General features: G+C 69.1%; 17 protein-coding genes. 4 read left to right on the top strand and 13 right to left on the bottom strand.

Features of this window, described 5'->3' with window-relative positions:
* Positions 1–23: 23 nt before the first annotated feature.
* The 9 genes from OHA25_RS33275 to OHA25_RS33235 form a co-directional block, all read right to left on the bottom strand.
* Positions 24–2,606, bottom strand: coding sequence for an exo-rhamnogalacturonan lyase family protein (locus OHA25_RS33275; protein ID WP_327580876.1), 2,583 nt, complete (start codon positions 2,604–2,606; stop codon positions 24–26).
* Positions 2,603–3,223, bottom strand: a complete 621-nt coding sequence (locus tag OHA25_RS33270) for a rhamnogalacturonan acetylesterase (RefSeq protein WP_327580875.1) — start codon at positions 3,221–3,223, stop codon at positions 2,603–2,605. The genes OHA25_RS33275 and OHA25_RS33270 overlap by 4 nt, the downstream gene beginning before the upstream one ends.
* Complete coding sequence (locus OHA25_RS33265; RefSeq protein ID WP_327580874.1) at positions 3,220–4,095, bottom strand: carbohydrate ABC transporter permease; 876 nt, start codon at positions 4,093–4,095, stop codon at positions 3,220–3,222. Before OHA25_RS33265 ends, OHA25_RS33270 begins: the two co-directional genes overlap by 4 nt.
* An 8-nt stretch (positions 4,096–4,103) precedes the next feature.
* On the bottom strand, positions 4,104–5,066 hold the full coding sequence (locus OHA25_RS33260) for an ABC transporter permease (protein WP_305921337.1): 963 nt from the start codon (positions 5,064–5,066) through the stop codon (positions 4,104–4,106).
* A gap of 51 nt (positions 5,067–5,117) precedes the next feature.
* Complete coding sequence (locus OHA25_RS33255) at positions 5,118–6,653, bottom strand: extracellular solute-binding protein (protein ID WP_327580873.1); 1,536 nt, start codon at positions 6,651–6,653, stop codon at positions 5,118–5,120.
* A gap of 20 nt (positions 6,654–6,673) precedes the next feature.
* Entirely contained in the window at positions 6,674–7,303 is a 630-nt protein-coding gene (locus tag OHA25_RS33250) for a YesL family protein (protein ID WP_327580872.1), read from the bottom strand.
* A gap of 124 nt (positions 7,304–7,427) precedes the next feature.
* Positions 7,428–8,087, bottom strand: coding sequence for a DUF1961 family protein (locus tag OHA25_RS33245; RefSeq protein WP_327580871.1), 660 nt, complete (start codon positions 8,085–8,087; stop codon positions 7,428–7,430).
* A gap of 87 nt (positions 8,088–8,174) precedes the next feature.
* Positions 8,175–9,194 (bottom strand): LacI family DNA-binding transcriptional regulator, encoded by a 1,020-nt coding sequence (locus OHA25_RS33240; RefSeq protein WP_327580870.1) that lies wholly within the window; start codon positions 9,192–9,194, stop codon positions 8,175–8,177.
* A gap of 87 nt (positions 9,195–9,281) precedes the next feature.
* Positions 9,282–9,857: a TetR/AcrR family transcriptional regulator gene (locus tag OHA25_RS33235; RefSeq protein WP_327580869.1), complete on the bottom strand. Its 576-nt coding sequence runs from the start codon at positions 9,855–9,857 to the stop codon at positions 9,282–9,284.
* A 96-nt stretch (positions 9,858–9,953) separates the two neighbouring features.
* Between OHA25_RS33235 and OHA25_RS33230 the strand changes: the two genes are divergently transcribed.
* Positions 9,954–10,778 (top strand): NAD(P)H-binding protein, encoded by an 825-nt coding sequence (locus tag OHA25_RS33230; RefSeq protein ID WP_327580868.1) that lies wholly within the window; start codon positions 9,954–9,956, stop codon positions 10,776–10,778.
* A 41-nt stretch (positions 10,779–10,819) separates the two neighbouring features.
* Here OHA25_RS33230 and OHA25_RS33225 read toward each other — a convergent pair whose 3' ends face one another.
* Together OHA25_RS33225 and OHA25_RS33220 are read right to left on the bottom strand one after the other, a co-directional pair.
* Entirely contained in the window at positions 10,820–11,425 is a 606-nt protein-coding gene (locus OHA25_RS33225) for a Uma2 family endonuclease (RefSeq protein WP_327591076.1), read from the bottom strand.
* Between the two features lie 134 nt (positions 11,426–11,559).
* Positions 11,560–12,222 (bottom strand): acVLRF1 family peptidyl-tRNA hydrolase, encoded by a 663-nt coding sequence (locus OHA25_RS33220; RefSeq protein ID WP_327580867.1) that lies wholly within the window; start codon positions 12,220–12,222, stop codon positions 11,560–11,562.
* Between the two features lie 131 nt (positions 12,223–12,353).
* Between OHA25_RS33220 and OHA25_RS33215 the strand changes: the two genes are divergently transcribed.
* Positions 12,354–13,382: an EAL domain-containing protein gene (locus tag OHA25_RS33215; protein ID WP_327580866.1), complete on the top strand. Its 1,029-nt coding sequence runs from the start codon at positions 12,354–12,356 to the stop codon at positions 13,380–13,382.
* 44 nt (positions 13,383–13,426) lie between these two features.
* Positions 13,427–14,734 (top strand): aminotransferase class V-fold PLP-dependent enzyme, encoded by a 1,308-nt coding sequence (locus OHA25_RS33210; protein ID WP_327580865.1) that lies wholly within the window; start codon positions 13,427–13,429, stop codon positions 14,732–14,734.
* A 33-nt stretch (positions 14,735–14,767) separates the two neighbouring features.
* Here OHA25_RS33210 and hisG read toward each other — a convergent pair whose 3' ends face one another.
* Both hisG and OHA25_RS33200 read right to left on the bottom strand, forming a co-directional pair.
* A complete protein-coding gene (hisG, locus tag OHA25_RS33205) occupies positions 14,768–15,613 on the bottom strand; it encodes an ATP phosphoribosyltransferase (RefSeq protein WP_327580864.1) in 846 nt (281 codons plus the stop codon).
* Positions 15,614–15,673: 60 nt separating this feature from the next.
* Positions 15,674–15,937, bottom strand: a complete 264-nt coding sequence (locus OHA25_RS33200) for a phosphoribosyl-ATP diphosphatase (protein WP_020547470.1) — start codon at positions 15,935–15,937, stop codon at positions 15,674–15,676.
* A gap of 199 nt (positions 15,938–16,136) precedes the next feature.
* On the opposite strand from OHA25_RS33200, the gene OHA25_RS33195 reads away from it, so the two are divergent.
* Positions 16,137–17,153, top strand: a complete 1,017-nt coding sequence (locus OHA25_RS33195) for a LacI family DNA-binding transcriptional regulator (protein ID WP_327580863.1) — start codon at positions 16,137–16,139, stop codon at positions 17,151–17,153.
* The last annotated feature ends 28 nt before the right edge of the window (positions 17,154–17,181 follow it).

Genomic DNA, 17,181 nt, shown 5'->3' with positions numbered 1-17,181 from the left:
CCCGCACGGAGCCATACCTCCGATTAACGTTCCGCCAGGTGCTTGCCGATCAGGGCGAGGTTGTGAATCGCGGCCAGGCCGTACTGCGCGGCCCCGTTGGTGCTGACGAACGGCGCCTCCCGCAACGGGGACAGCACCTCGGGGCCGTCCACCAGCGTCAACTCCCAGTTCTCCTGCCGCTGCAACGGGTTCTTGTTGAGCTGGTCGCCCTCGTCGAAGGTGAACTTCCGCCACGCCCACGCGGCCAGGCCGGCGTCGCCAGTGCGGGCGGCCGCGTACGCGCTGAGCCTGCTGTGCGCCTGGATCAGCGAGATGCCCCTCAGCCGCCGCCCCACCTCGGCCTTCTGCTGCTCAGGCGGGGCGAGGTAGAGGCGGCAGTAGTCCAGCCAGGCCCGCTCGAACCCGGGGATGCCCAGATCGAGCGCGATAAGCTCGGCGCAGATCTCCGGCAGCCCGAACAACGACGACAGGTGCGAGACGAAGATCTTGTCAGTCGCGGTGTCGAAGCGCCCGGTCTCCAGGCTCAGCCGGGCCTCGCCGGTGAGGAAGCCCTGCGGCAGCGCGCCGATGTCCGCCATGGTGCCCAGCAACCGGTCTCTGGCCCGCTCGTCGCCGTGCCGTTCCCAGCGGGTGAGCCAGGCCGCGGCAAGCGAGCCCCAGTCGGTGCCGAGCCCGACCGACAGCGCCGACGGGTCCGGGGTGTAGACGTCCTCACGCACCTTGCGCGTGGGATCGATCACCACGAACGTCTCCTCCGGCGTGCTCAGCTCGTCCATCAGGTCGCCGGTGCGCTCGTCGGCGGTCAGGTAGTAGTAGAAGCGCCGGTAGGCGGCGTTGGAGATGCGCAGCTGCTTGCAGCTGCAGCCCCAGTGCTGAACGTTGTGCCGGCTGCCCAGGCCCTTCCAGCGGCCCAGGTGGTAGACGTCGACCTCGCCGGTGTGCCGGGTCATGGACTCGGCGAAGCGGAAGACGTCGGCCCGGCCGGTGCGCAGGTACTGCAGCCACAACCACAGGTCGGGTGAGAGCTCGGAGTTGTCCCAGGCGTAGCCGCCCACGTCGTAGCGCCAGGTGTGGCGGTCCGGGTCGTAGGTGTGCATGACGTCGCCGTAGTCCCAGAACCCGTACCAGCGTCGCTGCTCGCGCTCCCGGACGTACAGGTCGAACAGGAAGTCCAGGCGGTCCTCGATCCGCGCGTGCGCGGGCGTGGAGCGGTCGGGCAGCTCCCAGATCCCGAACACACCGGCCTCCCGGACGCGCTCCGGGGAGGCGGCCAGCAGGCTGGGCTCGTTCATGGCGGCCGCGTAGGCGGCGAGGTCGGCCGAGGAGGGCGTGGCGTCGAGGGCGCGCAGGGTCAGCTCATGGGTACGCGCCACGCCGTGGGCGTCGCCGAAGCCCGGCTCGTAGTCCTCGTACGTGATCTCCAGGCCCTCCAGCTGCTCGGCGAAGGTGTCCTGGCCCATGCCGTCGTGGTAGAAGCGCAGGTCCATCGCGGGCGCCGACGGCGACCACAACCAGACGGTCGCGGTGGCGACCTCGGTGGCCGCGTTCCTGATGTCGAGGCGGGTGGGGTGCAGGCGCCAGAAGTCGCGCAGCCCAAAGCCGAGCCCGCCGCCGACGCCGCCCACGTAGCCATAGCCGCCCGACCGGGTACCCGACGGGATCGTCACCCACGCATGCCCTTCGGCGGTGCGCTTGCGGAGGGTGAAGCCATCGGCGGAGCCCTGGTCGAGCGTGTAGTCGTTCCAGGCCGGGATGAGGTGCAAGCGGTTGCCGACCTCCGGGTCGATCTCACCGCACGGCAAGCCGGCGACCTGCGCCCTGCGTACGGACTCGCCGGGGTCGAGGCGCAGGCCGGTCAGGCCGCGCACGGCCTCGGTGAGGAAACCCCCGGTCCCGGCGAGCCGGACGTGCCGGTCGTGGAGCTCGTCGCGCATGACGACGTCGGCGCGCAGGCCGAGCCCGGCCAGGAAGTCCCGCTCAGGGTCGCCGTCCCAGACGAACGTGTGCATGATCCGCACGTCCTCGGCGCCGGCGTAGAAGTACAGGCGCACGGTGAACGGCAGCCAGTCGCCGTGCCGGCCCTCCAGGCGCACCACGGCCCGCACGGGACCGTCCTGCTCCACCGTGACCCGCTCGACCACGCCCGTGGCCTGCTCGCGGGCCACCGGGCCGCCTTCGTCGGGGGTGGGCTCGTGCTGGCGGAGGCTGACGAGGCGGACGTCCCTGGCGATCTCGCGGCTCCCGCGCGAGATCGCCAGGGCCAGCGTGCCGCCACTCTCCTCGATCGTCCAGGTCACCACGCCCGTGCCCACGGTCAGCACGCCGTCCTCGCGGGTGACGGTGACAGGCGTGGGGGGCGTGGCGGGCTCGCGGCCCGGCTCCAGCTCATACTCCGCGGCGCCGGGCTGGGCGCCGATGGCGTGGGCCGACCACTTGACCGAGCCGTCCGGCCACGTGGCGGTCACCCAGCTCTGCACAGGCACCTCGCGGCCGTCCGCGTCGGCCAGCGCGAACGGAGCGTCCCGCTCGACCGCCCCGCGCGGCCACGGGACTCCCCAGGTCACCCCCTGCTCCCCCGGTCGGTCCAGCCAGCGCAGTGCTGTCATGCGAACTCCTTCAGCCGCTCCGCGACGATCCTCGCCACTTCGTCGGCGCCGCGGAAGCAGAAGTGGGTGTCATCGGCGATCCCGTCCGGATAGAGCGGGTGCACGCCGGGCGGGAAGTGCGTGAACAGGGTCGTGGACCCCTCCGGGCCGAGCCGCTCGTACAGCTCGGTGGTGGCGGCGGTCAGGTCGATCAGCGGCACGTCCTCGGCGGCGGCCAGCGCGCGGACCTGGTCGGGGTAGCCGCCGTGCGTGGGGACCAGCCGGTCGCCCTCCCAGCGGCGCCGCTGCACCGGCGTGCACAGGACGGGCCGTGCACCGGCCCCGCGCGTCTCCTTCACGAAGGCGCGCAGGTTGTCCTGGTACGGGAGGTCGGGGTCTTTCTGGTCGTTGTGCCCGAACTGGATCACCACCAGGTCACCGAGCACGACCTCGCGCAGCAGCGCCGCCCACAGCCCTTCGGCGCGGTGGCTGGCCGTGGTGGCGCCGCCCTTGGCGAAGTTACGCACCGGGCGGCCCACGTACGCGCCGAGCTGCGCACCCCACCCCGACATCGGAGCCTCGAACGCCGGGCACGAGGCGACCGTCGAGTCGCCGGCCAGCAGGACCGTGTGCGTCATTCCTTGACCGACCCGATCAGCACGCCCTTGACGAAGTGCTTCTGCAAGAACGGGTAGAAGCACAGGATCGGCAGCGTGGCGATGACCACGACGGCGAACTTCAGCCCCTGGGTGGGGAAGAACACGGTCTCCATGGCCGACAGCGCGTTCTGCGCGTCCGCGCCGGTGAGCTGGCGGACCAGCACCTGCAGCGTCCATCTACTGGAGTCGTCAATGTAGAGCAGCGGCGACATGTAGTCGTTCCAGATGCCCACGGCGTAGAACAGCGAGAACGTCGCGATGATCGGCTTGGACAGCGGCAGCACGATCTTGAAGAAGACGCCCATCTCGGTGGCGCCGTCGATGCGCGCCGCCTCCTCCAGCGCTTCGGGCAGCTCCTGGAAGAAGCTCTTGACGATGATCAGGTAGAAGGGGTTGATCGCGAGCGGCAGGATCAGCGCCCAGTAGCTGTTGAGCATCCCCAGGTCGCGGACGACGAGGTAGGTGGGGATGATGCCGCCGCTGAACACCACCGTGAAGATCACCAGATTGAGCACCAGGGTACGGCCCGGCAGGTACCGCTTGGCCAGCGGATAGGCCATGGTGAGCGTGAGCGCGACCTGGATGACCGTGCCGACGATCGTCACCCCGATGGTCGTGAGCAGCGCCCTGATGAACACGTCGGTGGCGAAGATGTACTCGTAGGTGCTGGTGACGAACTTCTCCGGCCACAGGAAGAACGTCCGCGAGGAGATCTCCGACTCGGAGGCGAACGATCCGGCCAGGACGTACAGCAGCGGCAGGAGGGTGATCATCCCCAGCCCGACGAGGACGGCGATGTTGATCGCGTCGAAGACGCGGCTGCCCACAGAGCGGTATTGGTTCACAGTCATGAGCGCTCCTAGAACAAGCCACGCTGGCCGAGGCGCTTGGCCAGCCAGTTGGAACCGAAGATCAACAGGACTCCCACAACGCCCTTGAACAGGCCGACGGCGGTCGCGTAGCTGAACGCGCCCTGGTTGATGCCGACGTAGTAGACGAAGGTGTCGAAGACGTCGGCGGTACCGCGGTTCAGGTTGTTGGTCATGAGCCAGATCTGCTCGAAGCTCATGTCGAGCAGGTTGCCGGACATGAGAATGGCCATGACGACGATCGTCGGGCGGATCGCCGGGAGCGTGACGTGCCACAGCTGCCGCCAGCGTCCCGCGCCGTCCATCCTGGCCGCCTCGTACAGCTCCGCGTTCACCCCGGCCAGGGCCGCCAGATAGATGATCGTGGTCCACCCGGTGGTCTTCCAGAGCGTCTGCAGGATGATGATCGGCCGGAACCAATCGGGCTGCGCGACGTAGTCGATCTTCTGCCCGCCCAGGAACTCGTGGACCCAGCCAGCGAGGACGCCGTAGTCGACGGAGAACAGGATGTACGTCAGCGACGCGACGATCGTCCAGGACAGGAAGTGCGGGATGTAGATCAGCGACTGCACCGAGCGCTTGAGTATGTTGATCCGCAGCTCGTTCAGCATCAGCGCCACGATGATCGGCGCCGGGAAGACGAAGATGACGTTCAGGAACGCCAGGTACAGCGTGTTGTACATCAAGCGGTTGAAGTCGGGCCCGGTGAACAGGTCCACGAAGTGCTTGAAGCCCACCCATTCGCTGCCGTTGTAGCCCAGGAACGGCACGAAGTCCTGGAAGGCGATCTGCAGGCCGCGCATCGGGACGTACTTGAAGACGAAGAAGTACGCCAGCCCGGGGATGAGCAGCAGGTACAGCCATCGGTAGCGCCACAGCGTGCGGGCTCTGTCGGGCTTGTGCCCGGCTACCTTGGCCGCCTTGACCGGTGGCGGCGCCAGGTCGGTGGCCACTCGGCCTCCTTTCTAAGGGAGGGGCCCGTTGAGGGCCCCTCCCGGGTCACATCACTGGCCGAGCTTGGAGACCAGGTCGTTGATCTCCTGGGCGATCTGCGTGCCGCCGCTGTCGTACCAGCGCTTGATCTCGGCCTTCAGCTGCTCCTCGGTGAGCTGGCCGGCGAGGTACTTGATCCGCGCGTCGGTGACGATCGGGTTGAGCGTCGCGCCCTTGGCCACCAGGGTCGGCGGGACCACCGGCAGGCTCGGGTCGAACACGGCCGTCTTCAGGTCCTCGGCCACGCGCTCCTTGCGCTCGGCCAGGTCCTTCCGGTATGGCGCCTCCGGGGGAACCCGCGGGTAGGCGATACCGGTGGTGCCGGTGCTGGCCTGGGTGCCGAGCTGGATGAAGGCCTTGTCGACGTCGTCCTGGAGCTGCTTGACCTTGGGGTCTTCCTGGTTGATCAGGACGGCTTCGCCGTTCTCGACCTTGAAGTTGCGTCCCTCGATGCCGTTGCTGAGCAGGACCTGGCCTTCCTTGCTTGCCAGCTTGTCGAGGGTCTTCAGCAGCTCGTCGAGCTGAGCCTCGGTCTTCACCCGCTGCTTGGAGACGGCCAGGATGTCGTTGTAGCCGCTGAACGGCAGGGAGAACTTCTTGCCGTCAGGACGGGAGAGGTTGCCGACGGTGAGGACCTTGTCGCCGTAGGTCTGCGGGTCCTGCTCCTTGAGCAGGTCGAGCAGCTGGGTGGTGCGGACGTCCACGTCGATGATGATGCCGCCCTTGTTCTGGACGAACGGGTCGTTCCACTTGGCGGTGTCGAGCGTGTTCCAGTCCGGGTTGACGAGGCCCTCGTCGATCATCTTCTTCGTGAAGCGGTTGGCCTCGAAGAACTCGGGCGTGTCGAACTCGGGCACGAGCTTGCCGTCGCGCTCGCCCCAGTTGTTCGGGGCGCCGAACCAGACGTCGATCACGTTGAATGGGTTGGAGGCCGCGAACTCGACGCCCGGCCACTTGGGAATGATCAGGCCGTAGGTGTCGTCCTTGCCGTTGCCGTCCGGGTCCTTCTTGGTGAACGCTTCGGCGATCTTGTAGAGGTCGTCCGTGGTCTTGGGCGCCTCCAGGCCGACCTTCTTCAGCCAGTCGGCGCGGATCATGACCGCGGAGCGGAGCAGCGGCCTGGTCCGGTACGGGCCGTAGATCTTGCCGTTGATCGAGGAGTTGAGCAGGACCTGCTCGTCACCGACCAGGTTGGGGTACTTCTTGATCTTGTCGGTGAGGTCCCAGAACGCCCCGGCCGCCGCCGCCTTGCCGAAGGCCGGCGACTTCGGGTTGACCACCATGACGTCGGGGATGTTGGCGGAGGCCAGCGTGACGTTGACCTTCTCCTGGTAGTCCGCGTTCGGCACCCAGGTGACCTGGATCTTCTTGCCGAGGAACTTCTCGATCGCCTGGTGCAGCTCGCCCTGCGGGTTCGGGGCCGTGCCGAACAGCTTGGTCATGAAGGTGATGGTGTTGGCGTCGGCCTGGCTCGACTCTCCGCCACCACCGGTGCCGGAGCAGGCGGTTGCCAGCAGGGCGGTCGCTAGCGTTAACGCACCAGCCATGAGCCGACTACGAGATGCGCTCATAGGTTCCCTTTCGAATGCAGGCGCGCCTCGTTCTCCTGGAAGAAGCGCAGGCAGAGCCAGGTGTTGAGATAGATCCACGCGCCGACGCTGATGATCAGCGCGAGGACGGGCAGCGTCGCGGTCACGTAGGCGATCGCCCAAAGCGCGAACAGCAACAGCACGGTGGAGGCCGGCCGGGTCATTGCCAGGAGTGACGCCTTGGGGATGTAACCCCAGAGCGGCAGCTCGTAGTGCACGTACAACGGTCCGATGTACGTGCCGACCGCGGCCAGGGCGAGCAGTGCGACGAACGTCGCAATCCGCAGCCCGCCCGATTCCGTACCTTGCACGGCAAAGTACAGGTAGTTGCCGATCAGGACGGTGGCGAGCAGCGCCACCGGCAGGACCAGCAACGAGGCCCGGACGAACTCCCGTCGGTAGACGGTCCAGAATTCACGCCAAGCCTGAAACGATTCATTACGAGCATGCCTCCGAGCCAGGGTGTAGGCGGCTACGGTGGCGGGCCCGAGCCCGAGGATCACGCCTCCCGCGAGGGTGAAGACGATCCACATCAGGTTCAGCTGGACCGCCCAGATCAGCTCTGAACAGGCAGCTTGGATTCTGATCGACAGTGCGGGATGGTTCATCCGGCATACCACCTTTCGTGGCATCTGCACGGATCGGGGGTGGGTTGTTGCCCCGCAGTTCCTGCCCCGTTACAGGCGAGTGAACGGCGGGTTGGTGCGAAATTAGTGTTGAATCGACTCAAAGTCAATGAGCCCAGACGCGGAGATTTCCGTACTCTCCGATCAGCGGAGCCATCTGACGAAACCCGACCTTGCCTCCTGCCAGGGCGGACCCGCCGATCGAGCCGTCGTCCGCCCAGCGGAACGAGACCAAATCGTTGATTGAGAAGGTGATCTCCGACCCCTTGACGTCGAGGCGGACGGCGTAGGGGCCCTCGGCGTCGAGCACCGCCGGGAGCGGGTCCGGGCCCTGCGCGACCAGGTGGAAGCCGTGGCTTTTGCGCAGGTTGCAGGTGTGCAGGGCACGTTCGGAGGCCCACATGCGGCGGAAATAGGAGACGTGGTAGGCGTCGATGTCGCCGTGGTGGTACTGGTCGTACGGGCCGGCGCGCTCGGCCAGGCCGGGGTCGAACAGGTCCTCGCCGTTCCTGCCCCGGGCATGGAAGAACATGATGGCCAGGCCCGGCTCCCTGACCGGCCAGAAGTCCCACTCGACGCTGATGTCGGCGGGGAACTCCTCGGGACACCACAGCACCAGGTTGGCCGCCTGGCCGTCGGAGGCGGGTCTTCGGCTCTCCAGGCGCAGGCGGCCCTGCGGGAAGGAGACGGCGCCGTCCCCCTCCATGCGGAAACCTTCCAGGTCATCGGGGGTGGCGAGGGGGTTGTGATAAATGATCTCGGGCAAGGGGGTTCCTTCCGGTGGGCACGCCGACAGGGGCCTCGCCCTGTCACTGGCATGGCCCGGAGTCGGTGGCAAGGAAGCGGTGGAGCGTCAGTCGTCGCGACGCATGGCGCTGGACTCCCGTACCACCAGGTCGGGCTGGAAGATGACCTGTCTATGGCGATGTTGCTCGGGCTCGGCGACCTCCTCGAGGAGCAGGTCGATGGCCGTGCGTCCGAGCAGCTCGCGCGGTTGCCGCACCGAGGACAGCGGCACCGCGGCCGCCGCGGCGAAGTCGATGTCGTCGTATCCGATGATGGCCAGGTCCTCGGGCACGCGCAGCCCGCGGGTGGCCATCGCCTGTAAGAAGCCGAGCGCCATCATGTCGTTGGCGCAGAAGACGGCGGTGGGCCGTTTACCTGGTGGCAGGGCCGCCACGCGCTCCCCGATGGCCCGCCCCTCGGCGACGGTCAGCGAGGGGGCGGTGGCGGTGAGCAGCTCGACCGCGCCGTCGGCCGCGGCGACGGCGCTGCTCAGGCCCGCGTGCCGGTCGGCCACCTGTTTGATGGACGGCGGCCCGCCGACGAACATGATCCGCCGGTGCCCGCGTTCGACGAGGTGAGCGCCGGCGATCTGCCCGCCGAGCCGGTCGTCGACCGCCACCGAGCACTGCAGCCCGGCGGCCGGGCGGTCGACCAGCACCACGGGCGTGCCCCTGGCGATCAGCTCCTCCAGCCACGGGGTCTCCGTCTCGACCGGGGTGATCAGTATGCCCATCACCCGCTGCTGTTCGAGCTGGTCGAGGTGGCGGCGCTCGCGGCCGGGGTCGCCGGCGCTGTTGCAGAGCACCACCATCGTGTCGTGGTCGTCGGCCAGTGACTCGGCGCCCTGGGCCACGTCCACGAAGAACGGGTTGGACACGTCGAGCACGACAAGTCCAACCGTGCGGCTGCGGCCCACCCGCAGGTGGCGAGCCACCTCATTGCGGACGAAGCCGAGCTTCTTGATCGCTTCGAAGACGCGTTCGCGTGTGGCGGGGGACACGATCTCCGGGCGGTTGAGCACATTGCTCACGGTGCCCACTGAGACGCGCGCCAGCTGCGCGACCTCCTTGATGTTCCTGGTCGCCATCGATCCTCACGAGGCCGTGCTGCTGTGAATTCGGTCATCATAGCGGGTTTCAAGATTCTTTTGAATCGTCTCAAAACCTCAAAACGGTCACGAGGCCGATGTTGCGGCGGTGGACTTCATGCCGTCGAGCATCAGATGCAGGTATTTCGCCGGGTCGGCCGCCACCGGAGCGGGCAGCTTGTCGGGGTGACAGGTGAAGACGTTCAAGAGATGAACGAGGTCTTCAACGCCGACGTCGGGCCGGATCGAGCCGTCCGCCTGGGCCTGCCGCACGAGAGCGTCGAGCTGCTCCATCCACCGTCCGCGCGACCGTGCGAACTCCACCCGGTCCACGACCGCCTCCTCCGGCAGCTCCGCCAGCGCGGTGGCCAGGGCGGCGCGGCCGGGCTCGGCGACCCAGGAGACGAAATCCCAGATCGCGCCCCAGGCATCCGAGCTGCTCCTCGCGGCCTCGTCCAGGGCCTGCGCCATAGTGTGGACGTAGTGGTCGCCGACGGCCGCGATGAGGGCGTGCCGGTCGGGGAAGCGGCGGTAGAGCGTGCCGACGCCGACCCCGGCGCGCTTGGCGATGGCCTCCATGGGCGCGTTGACCCCGCGTTCCGCCACGATCTCGGCGGCCGCCTCGACGATCTTGTCCAGGTTCCGCCTCGCGTCCGCGCGCACGTACGACTCCAGGAATCCGAAGTGGACGACTCTATTCCGGTTAGTGTACCGTCCCGCCTAAGCGGAATTTGAGATTCCACTTAGGAGGAGGACGACATGATCGTGGTAACGGGCGCCACCGGCTCCATCGGACGCGCGCTCGTCGAACGGCTGACCAGCTCCGGCAGGCACGACGTGCTCGCCGTCGTCCGCCGCCCCGCCGAGGACCTGGGGTGCGACTACGCGCTGGGCGACTTCACCGATCCCGAGACGATCGGCAGGCTGCTGTCACCCGGCGACCGCCTGTTCCTCAACAGCTCGCTCTGGCCGGGCTTCGTCGACGCGCACCGCGCCGTGATCGACCTGGCCGCGCAGGCGGGCGTGGCACAGGTGGTCGCGGTGTCCGTACGGGGGGCGAGCCCCGGCGAGAAGCTGGGCGGCGGCATGCACGGCGAGGTGGACGCCCACCTGAGGAAGTCGGGCCTGCCGTGGACGATCCTGCAGCCGACCGGGTTCATGCAGAACCTCCGGCGCGACGTCCGGGACGGCCGTCTCTACGGCTCGTACGGACCCAAGCAGGTCAACTACATCGACACCAGGGACATCGCCGAAGTGGCGGCCGCGCTGCTGACCCGTCCGGTCGGCCCCGACCGCGACCACGTGCTCACCGGGCCGGAGTCGCTGTCCCACGAGCAGATCGCCGAGGCCATCGGCGAGGCCATCGGCCGCCCGGTCCGGTATGTGGACCTGCCCGTGCCGGAGATGGCCGCCCACCTGGAACGGCAGGGCATCCCGCAGCCGCACGCCGGCGACCTGGCCGCGCTGATGGCCGAAACCGGCGACGGCCGCTGGGCGACGACCACGACGACGGTCGAGGACCTGACCGGTCGTCCGCCGCGCCCATTGTCCGCCTACCTGGCTGACCACAAGGACGCCTTTTGACGCTGCCCTCATGAGGGGCGAACTCAGCGTTCCGCACGCCCTCAGGGCTTGGTGAAGACAGCGGTGTCGAGGTCGAAGCCGATCGGGTCGGGAATGTGCACCGTGGATCCCATGGCGACGCGGGTGACGGTCTGGTATTCGCCTTCTTTGGCGTCGCTGAGCACGGTGACGGTGGGCGGTACGGCGATCGGGTCCACCAGAAGCATGACGGGAACGCCGCCTGCCGCATACATGGGAGGCTTCTTCACTCGGTCGTCTTCGACGCTGCTCGGTGAGATCACCTCGGCCACCATCAGCAGACCCGAGGACAGCAATTCCCGGTCGCCCCAACGAGGGCAGTCAGGCGGGGCGAGCACGAAATCGGGCTCGACCGGGGTCCGCGGTCCATCCATGCAGACATCCACATTGCCCGCAAAGGCGTCCCAGCCGTGTTGAACAAGCAGAGGAAACAACGCGCGGTGGAGCAGCATCGCGACTCTTGCATGCTCGGGGGTGCCGACGGGGCTCACGATCAATCTCCCATCGATGACTTCGGTGCGGAGGCCAGGAAGAGGCGGCAGGGCGTCGAACAGCTCGCGGGCTGTGGCGGGTAGCCGTGCGGTGTCGGTCTCGGGGGTGAGCCGGCAGGGGCTCCTGCGTGATGCCATAACCATGTTGGGCTCCCTACGTGTTCACACAAACACGAAGAGTATCGCATCGTCGGGAAGCTGCACAGCCGCTAGGTACGGCTGAACCGCCGCCCCCCGTGATCGCTAGATGGCCATCGTCAAGGATCCAGCGATCATTCCAGAGGGCCAGGGTCGACCACGCGGACGCGGACCGCGCGGAAGGTCGCCGGGGTATCCCGCAGCACGGCGAGCTTGGGGTCGGGTACGACCAGAAAGGGCTCGGTCTCCAGGGCGAGCAGCGTCGCCAGCCGCCGGTCCTCGCGCAACGCGTCCACCGCCCGCCGGTCCCCGCCGAGCACCACCCCGTCCAGCTCCCCCAGGTACGGCGACAGCACCCGCACCGCCGTCTCCACCGCGTCGTCGAACGCCTTGTCCGCCTGGTTGCGGCGCCGCCTGGCGAAGCGCTGCTGCGACCACCCGCCGGCCGCCGTCCGCCCCTGCACCAGCCGCGACCCCACCTTCGAGGCCACCAGCACCGAGCCGTGGAAGACGCCGGCCGCGTAGCCGCCGAGCCGCACCAGGAAGACCCCCACCCGCCGCTCGGCCTGGGCATGCGTCACGAGCCTGGTGACGTGGGGCGGCCCCGGGATCATGGGCGGGAAAGGCACATGCAGCTCGGCCAGGGCCCCGTCGGCGGCGCTCAGCCGCACCACCCGGTCGTCGCCCGTCGCGGAGAAGGGGCCGTGGCGATCGGCGAAGCCGTCGATCCACGGGTGCACGCGCTCGGGCGGCACCATGACCCACCGGCCACCGCCCTTCGCCGGACGCGCACTCATGCACCGAAGGCTAGCGGACTAAAACCGAACGGCATTCCCCTACGGGCCAGTAGGGAACTGCAGGATAAATGTCGGTTAATTCTGTTTCGTGGGGCTTCTGTGACTCCAGCTTCAGGCGGAATCATCTGCTTGTGTCGTCCTCCCTGCTCACCAGCCCCATGGTGGATCTCGATACCGGGGCGGTCATCGCGCACCCCGCTGTCGTCGACCAGGCGGGCACGCTCCGGGCGACCCCGCTGCCCATGATGCTGGAACTCGCCGTCCGGGTGGTCTTGTCGGGCGCCGGCGCGCTGGCGCCGCTGCACGAGGCGCTGCGCCGAGCGGGCAGGCATCCGCGCGAGGCGATCCTCCTGCTCACGGGACCGTGCCACGAGCAGGACCGGCCCCTGCTGAAGGTCGGGCTCGACGGGCTGCGCAACATCGGCTACCTGCTCGGCTTCGCCGACGTGGGCTCCTATGGCGCGCCGCTGGAGCAGGTCACGGACTCCTCGCCGTACCTGCTGGCCCTGGACCCCGATCTGGTGGCGCGCATCCCCGCCGACCACCGGGCGACCGCGGTGGCGCGGTCGGTGGTGACGCTGGCGCGCGGCATCGGCGCGCACGTGATGGCGCCGGGCGTCGAGCGGGAGGCGCAGGTGTCGGTGGTCCGCGGCCTGGGCGTGCGCCTCGCGCACGGCCCGCTGCTCGCGCCCGGTCCCGACGGCAAGGTACGGGTGCCGCTCCCTGTCACCGATGCCACGCCGGACGCCGTCCTGCTGGGCCCGCGCGTGCAGGAGCTGCTGATTCCCGCGGTGACGCTGCCGGCCGAGGCCAAGGCCGAAGAGGCCGTGGAGGCGTTCGGGCACGAGCCGACGATCACCAGCGTGATCCTGGTGGACGAGTACCAGCGGCCCAAGGGCAGCCTCGATCGCAGCCGGTTCCTGCTGTCGTTCGCGGCCCGCTTCGGTCACGCCCTGCACGGATCGAAGCCGGCGCAGCGGCTGGCCGACCCGCCGCGCACGGTCCCGCGGACGACGCCGGCCATCGCGGCCATGCAGGCGGCCGGCCGGGACGCCGGCCGCGTCTACGACGACCTGGTGGTGACCGACGAGATGAACCGCTGCCTGGGCATCGTGCGCGTCTCGGACCTGATCCGGCAGGTGGCCTCGATCAGGAACTGATAACGGGACGGGCGGCGGCGCCGCGCCCCGGGTAGAAACCAGGCATGCGCCTGAACAGACGGGCTCTGCTCAGCACCGGGGTGCTGGCCGGGGTCTCCGCGTGCACGTCCACGCCCGCTCCCGCGCCCGCCCGGAACACGCCGCGGGGGCGTGCCTTCGATCCGCAGGACTGGGCGTCCGTCCGGGCGCAGTTCGCGCTGGACCCCGCGTACGGGCAGTTCGCGGCGTTCGTGCTGGCCCCGGCTCCGGCGCCGGTCCGCGAGGCGATCGTGAAGCACCGGGACGCCCTGGACGCCGACCCCGAGTACACCCCGCCCGGCGGCCAAGCCCCCGACCAGGCGGTACGTGATGCCGCGGCCCGCTACCTGGGCATACGCGCCGAGCCGCGCGACATCGCGCTGACCGACAGCACCACGATGGGCCTCGGCCTGCTCTACTCCGGCATCCGGCTGCGCCCGGGACAGGACGTGCTGACCACCGAGCACGACTTCCTCGCCACGCACGAGGGCCTGAGGCTGCTGGCCGAGCGCACCGGCGCGAAGGTCCGCAGGGTCCGCCTGTACGACGCCCCAGCGAAGGCCTCCGCCGACCGCATGGTGTCGGCGATCAAGGAGGGACTCGGCCCGCGTACGCGGGTGGTGGCGGTCACGTGGGTGCATTCGAGCACCGGCGTCCGCGTGCCCGTCCGGGCCGTCGCCGACATGCTGGCCGAGGTCAACAAGGGCCGCGACGAGCAGGATCGGGCGCTGCTGTGTGTGGACGGCGTGCACGGGTTCGGCGCGATGGCCGACGGGGTCGCGGACCTGGGATGCGACTTCCTGGCCAGCGGCACGCACAAGTGGCTGTTCGGCCCGCGCGGCACCGGCATCGTGTGGGGCCGGGCCTGGGACGCGGTCGCGCCGATCATCCCAAGTTTCAGCCAGGCCGCGTTCGACGCCTGGCAGGGCGGTGGGTCGCCGGGCGCGAGCACGGCCGAGCTGGTCACGCCGGGTGGTTACAAGGCGTTCGAGCACCGGTGGGCGATGCCGCAGGCGTTCGCGTTCATGACGGCCATCGGCAAGGACCGCGTGCAGCGGCGCACGCAGGAGCTGGCCGCCCGGCTCAAGAGCGGCCTGCGGGAGCTGCCGCACGTCACGCTGGCCACGCCCGAGGCGCAGGAGCTGTCGGCGGGGCTGGTGTGCTGCTCGATCAGTGGCATGCAACCGCTGGAGGCGGTGAATCGGCTGCATGCGCAGAAGGTGATCGCGAGCGTCACGCCGTACAACGAGCCGCTGCTGCGCTTCGGCACGAGCATCGTGACCACACCCGAGCAGGTCGATCGGGCCGTCAAGGCGGTGGCGGGGCTGAGATGAATGGGCCTGCTGCCCGGAGCCGGCGGGGGGCTGTCAGAGGCGGCAGGCGTAGATGTCGGTGACCAGGATGGCCCTGGCGCCGATGTCCCACAGCTGGTCCATGATCTGCTGGTGGCCCTTGCGCGGGACCATGGCGCGGACGGCGACCCAGCCCTCCCGGTGCAGCGGCGAAACCGTCGGACCCTCCATGCCGGGTGTGAGCGCGATGGCCTCCTCGATGCGCTCGGCGCGGATGTCGTAATCCATCATCACGAAGTCGCGGGCGTGCACCACGCCCTGGAGGCGGCGGACGAGCTGGCCGGAGCCGGGCGTTTCCTGCCCGCCCTCCCGCTTGATCAGCACGGCCTCCGACCGCATGATCGGGTCGCCGAACACCTCCAGCCCGACGTTGCGCAGCGTGGTGCCGGTCTCCACGACGTCGGCCACCGCGTCGGCCACACCGAGCCTGATGGCGGTCTCGACGGCGCCGTCCAGCTTGATCACTCGGGCGTCCACGCCCTGGTCGGACAGGTATTTCTCGAGCAGGCCCGCGTAGGAGGTGGCGATGCGCCGACCGTCGAGGTCCTGGACCGACGTCATCGTGCCCGCGGCGGCGGCCAGGCGGAAGGTGGAGCCGCCGAAGCCGAGCGGCATGATCTCCTCAACCGGGGCGCCGGAGTCGACCAGCATGTCGCGGCCGGTGATGCCGAGGTCGAGCGTGCCCTCCCCGACGTAGACGGCGATGTCGCGGGGGCGCAGGAAGAACAGCTCGCAGCCGTTGTCCTGGTCGACCACGACCAGCTCCTTGCTGTCCCTGCGCGACCGGTATCCGGCCTCTTTAAGCATGTGCTGGGCGGCCTCGCTGAGCGCGCCCTTGTTGGGTACTGCCAGACGCAGCATGTCAGGTCCTCGGTTTTCTCTCGCTTCTCCAGGGTCGTCGGCGGCGGGGCGCTCGGCGCCCTACAAATGCTTGTAAACCTGGTCGAGACCGATGCCCTTGGCGATCATGAGCACCTGCACGTGGTAGAGGAGCTGCGAGATCTCCTCGGCGGCCCTGTCGTCTGACTCGTGCTCGGCGGCCATCCAGCTCTCGGCGGCCTCCTCGACGACCTTCTTGCCGATGGCATGGACGCCGGCGTCGAGCGCGGCCACGGTGCCCGAGCCCGCGGGCCGGGTCCGGGCCTTCTCTGACAGCTCGGCGAACAGCTCTTCGAAGGTCTTCATGATCTCTCTCGATGGTCGGCTGACGTGCTCATCAAGCCTAGTCTGCGACAGGGGATGCCGCCGCCCCGCGTCCGCCACGCGAGACGGCGCCGGTGACCCGAGTGATTTGCGTGCCCGCGCGAAAGGGCGGATCGCCCAGGAATTCTGTCATCATGTCGCTGATACGGTTCAGCGAAAGTTTCATGGAGAGGCGGACCGGGTGAAAAGGCCGACGATCGCCGACATCGCCAAGCGGGCCGGCGTGTCCAAGGGCGCCGTCTCCTACGCGCTCAACGGCCTGCCCGGTGTCTCCGAGGAGACCAGGGCGCGCATCCAGGCGATCGCGCAGGAGATCGGCTGGCGGCCGAACGTGGCCGCGCGCTCGCTCAGCGGCGCCCGGGCCGACGCGATCGGCCTGGTGCTCTGCCGGCCCGCGCGCTTCCTCGGCGTGGAGCCGTTCTTCATGGAGCTGATCAGCGGCATCGAGGGTGAGCTGGCGGCCAGCTCGCGTGCGCTGATGCTCCAGGTGGTGCCCGACCACGAGACCGAGATCGCGGTCTACCGGCGCTGGTGGGGCGAGGGCAGGGTGGACGGCGCGATCCTGGTCGACCTGCACGTCGACGATCCCCGGATCCCGGTGGTCGAGCAGCTCGGCATGCCTGCGGTCGTGACCGGGCACCCGTCGGGTACCGGCTCGCTGCCCGCGGTGTGGTCGGACGAGGTGGTCGTGCTGCGTGAGGTGATCGAGTATCTCGCGGCGCTCGGCCACCGGCGCATCGCCAGGGTGGCCGGGCTGCCGGCGCTGCTCCACACCAGGATCAGGGACGAGGCGTTCGCGGAGATCTGCGAGGAGTCGGGCGTGTCCGAGCATCCGGTCGCCCACACCGACTACACCGGCGAGCAGGGCGCCAGGGCGACCAGACGGCTGCTCAGCTCCCGCTCCAGGCCCACTGCGATCGTCTACGACAACGACATCATGGCGGTGGCGGGGCTGTCGGTCGCCCAAGAGATGCGCCTGGACGTCCCGGGCGAGTTGTCGATCGTGGCCTGGGACGACTCGCCGCTCTCCCAGGTGGTGCGGCCGTCGCTGACCGCGGTGACCCGGGACATCCCCGCCGGCGGCGCGCACGCCGCGCAGACCCTGCTCCGGCTGATCGAAAGCGGGGAGACGGGAAGCCTGGAGGGGCCGCCGGCGAGCCTGCTGCCCCGGGGCAGCACCGCTCCCGCGCGGATGTGACCGAACCGTTTCATGGACCGCTTCCTTA

This window comes from Nonomuraea sp. NBC_00507 (assembly GCF_036013525.1).
Classification (GTDB): Bacteria; Actinomycetota; Actinomycetes; order Streptosporangiales; family Streptosporangiaceae; genus Nonomuraea.
This window is presented reverse-complemented; position numbering and strand designations above follow the sequence as displayed.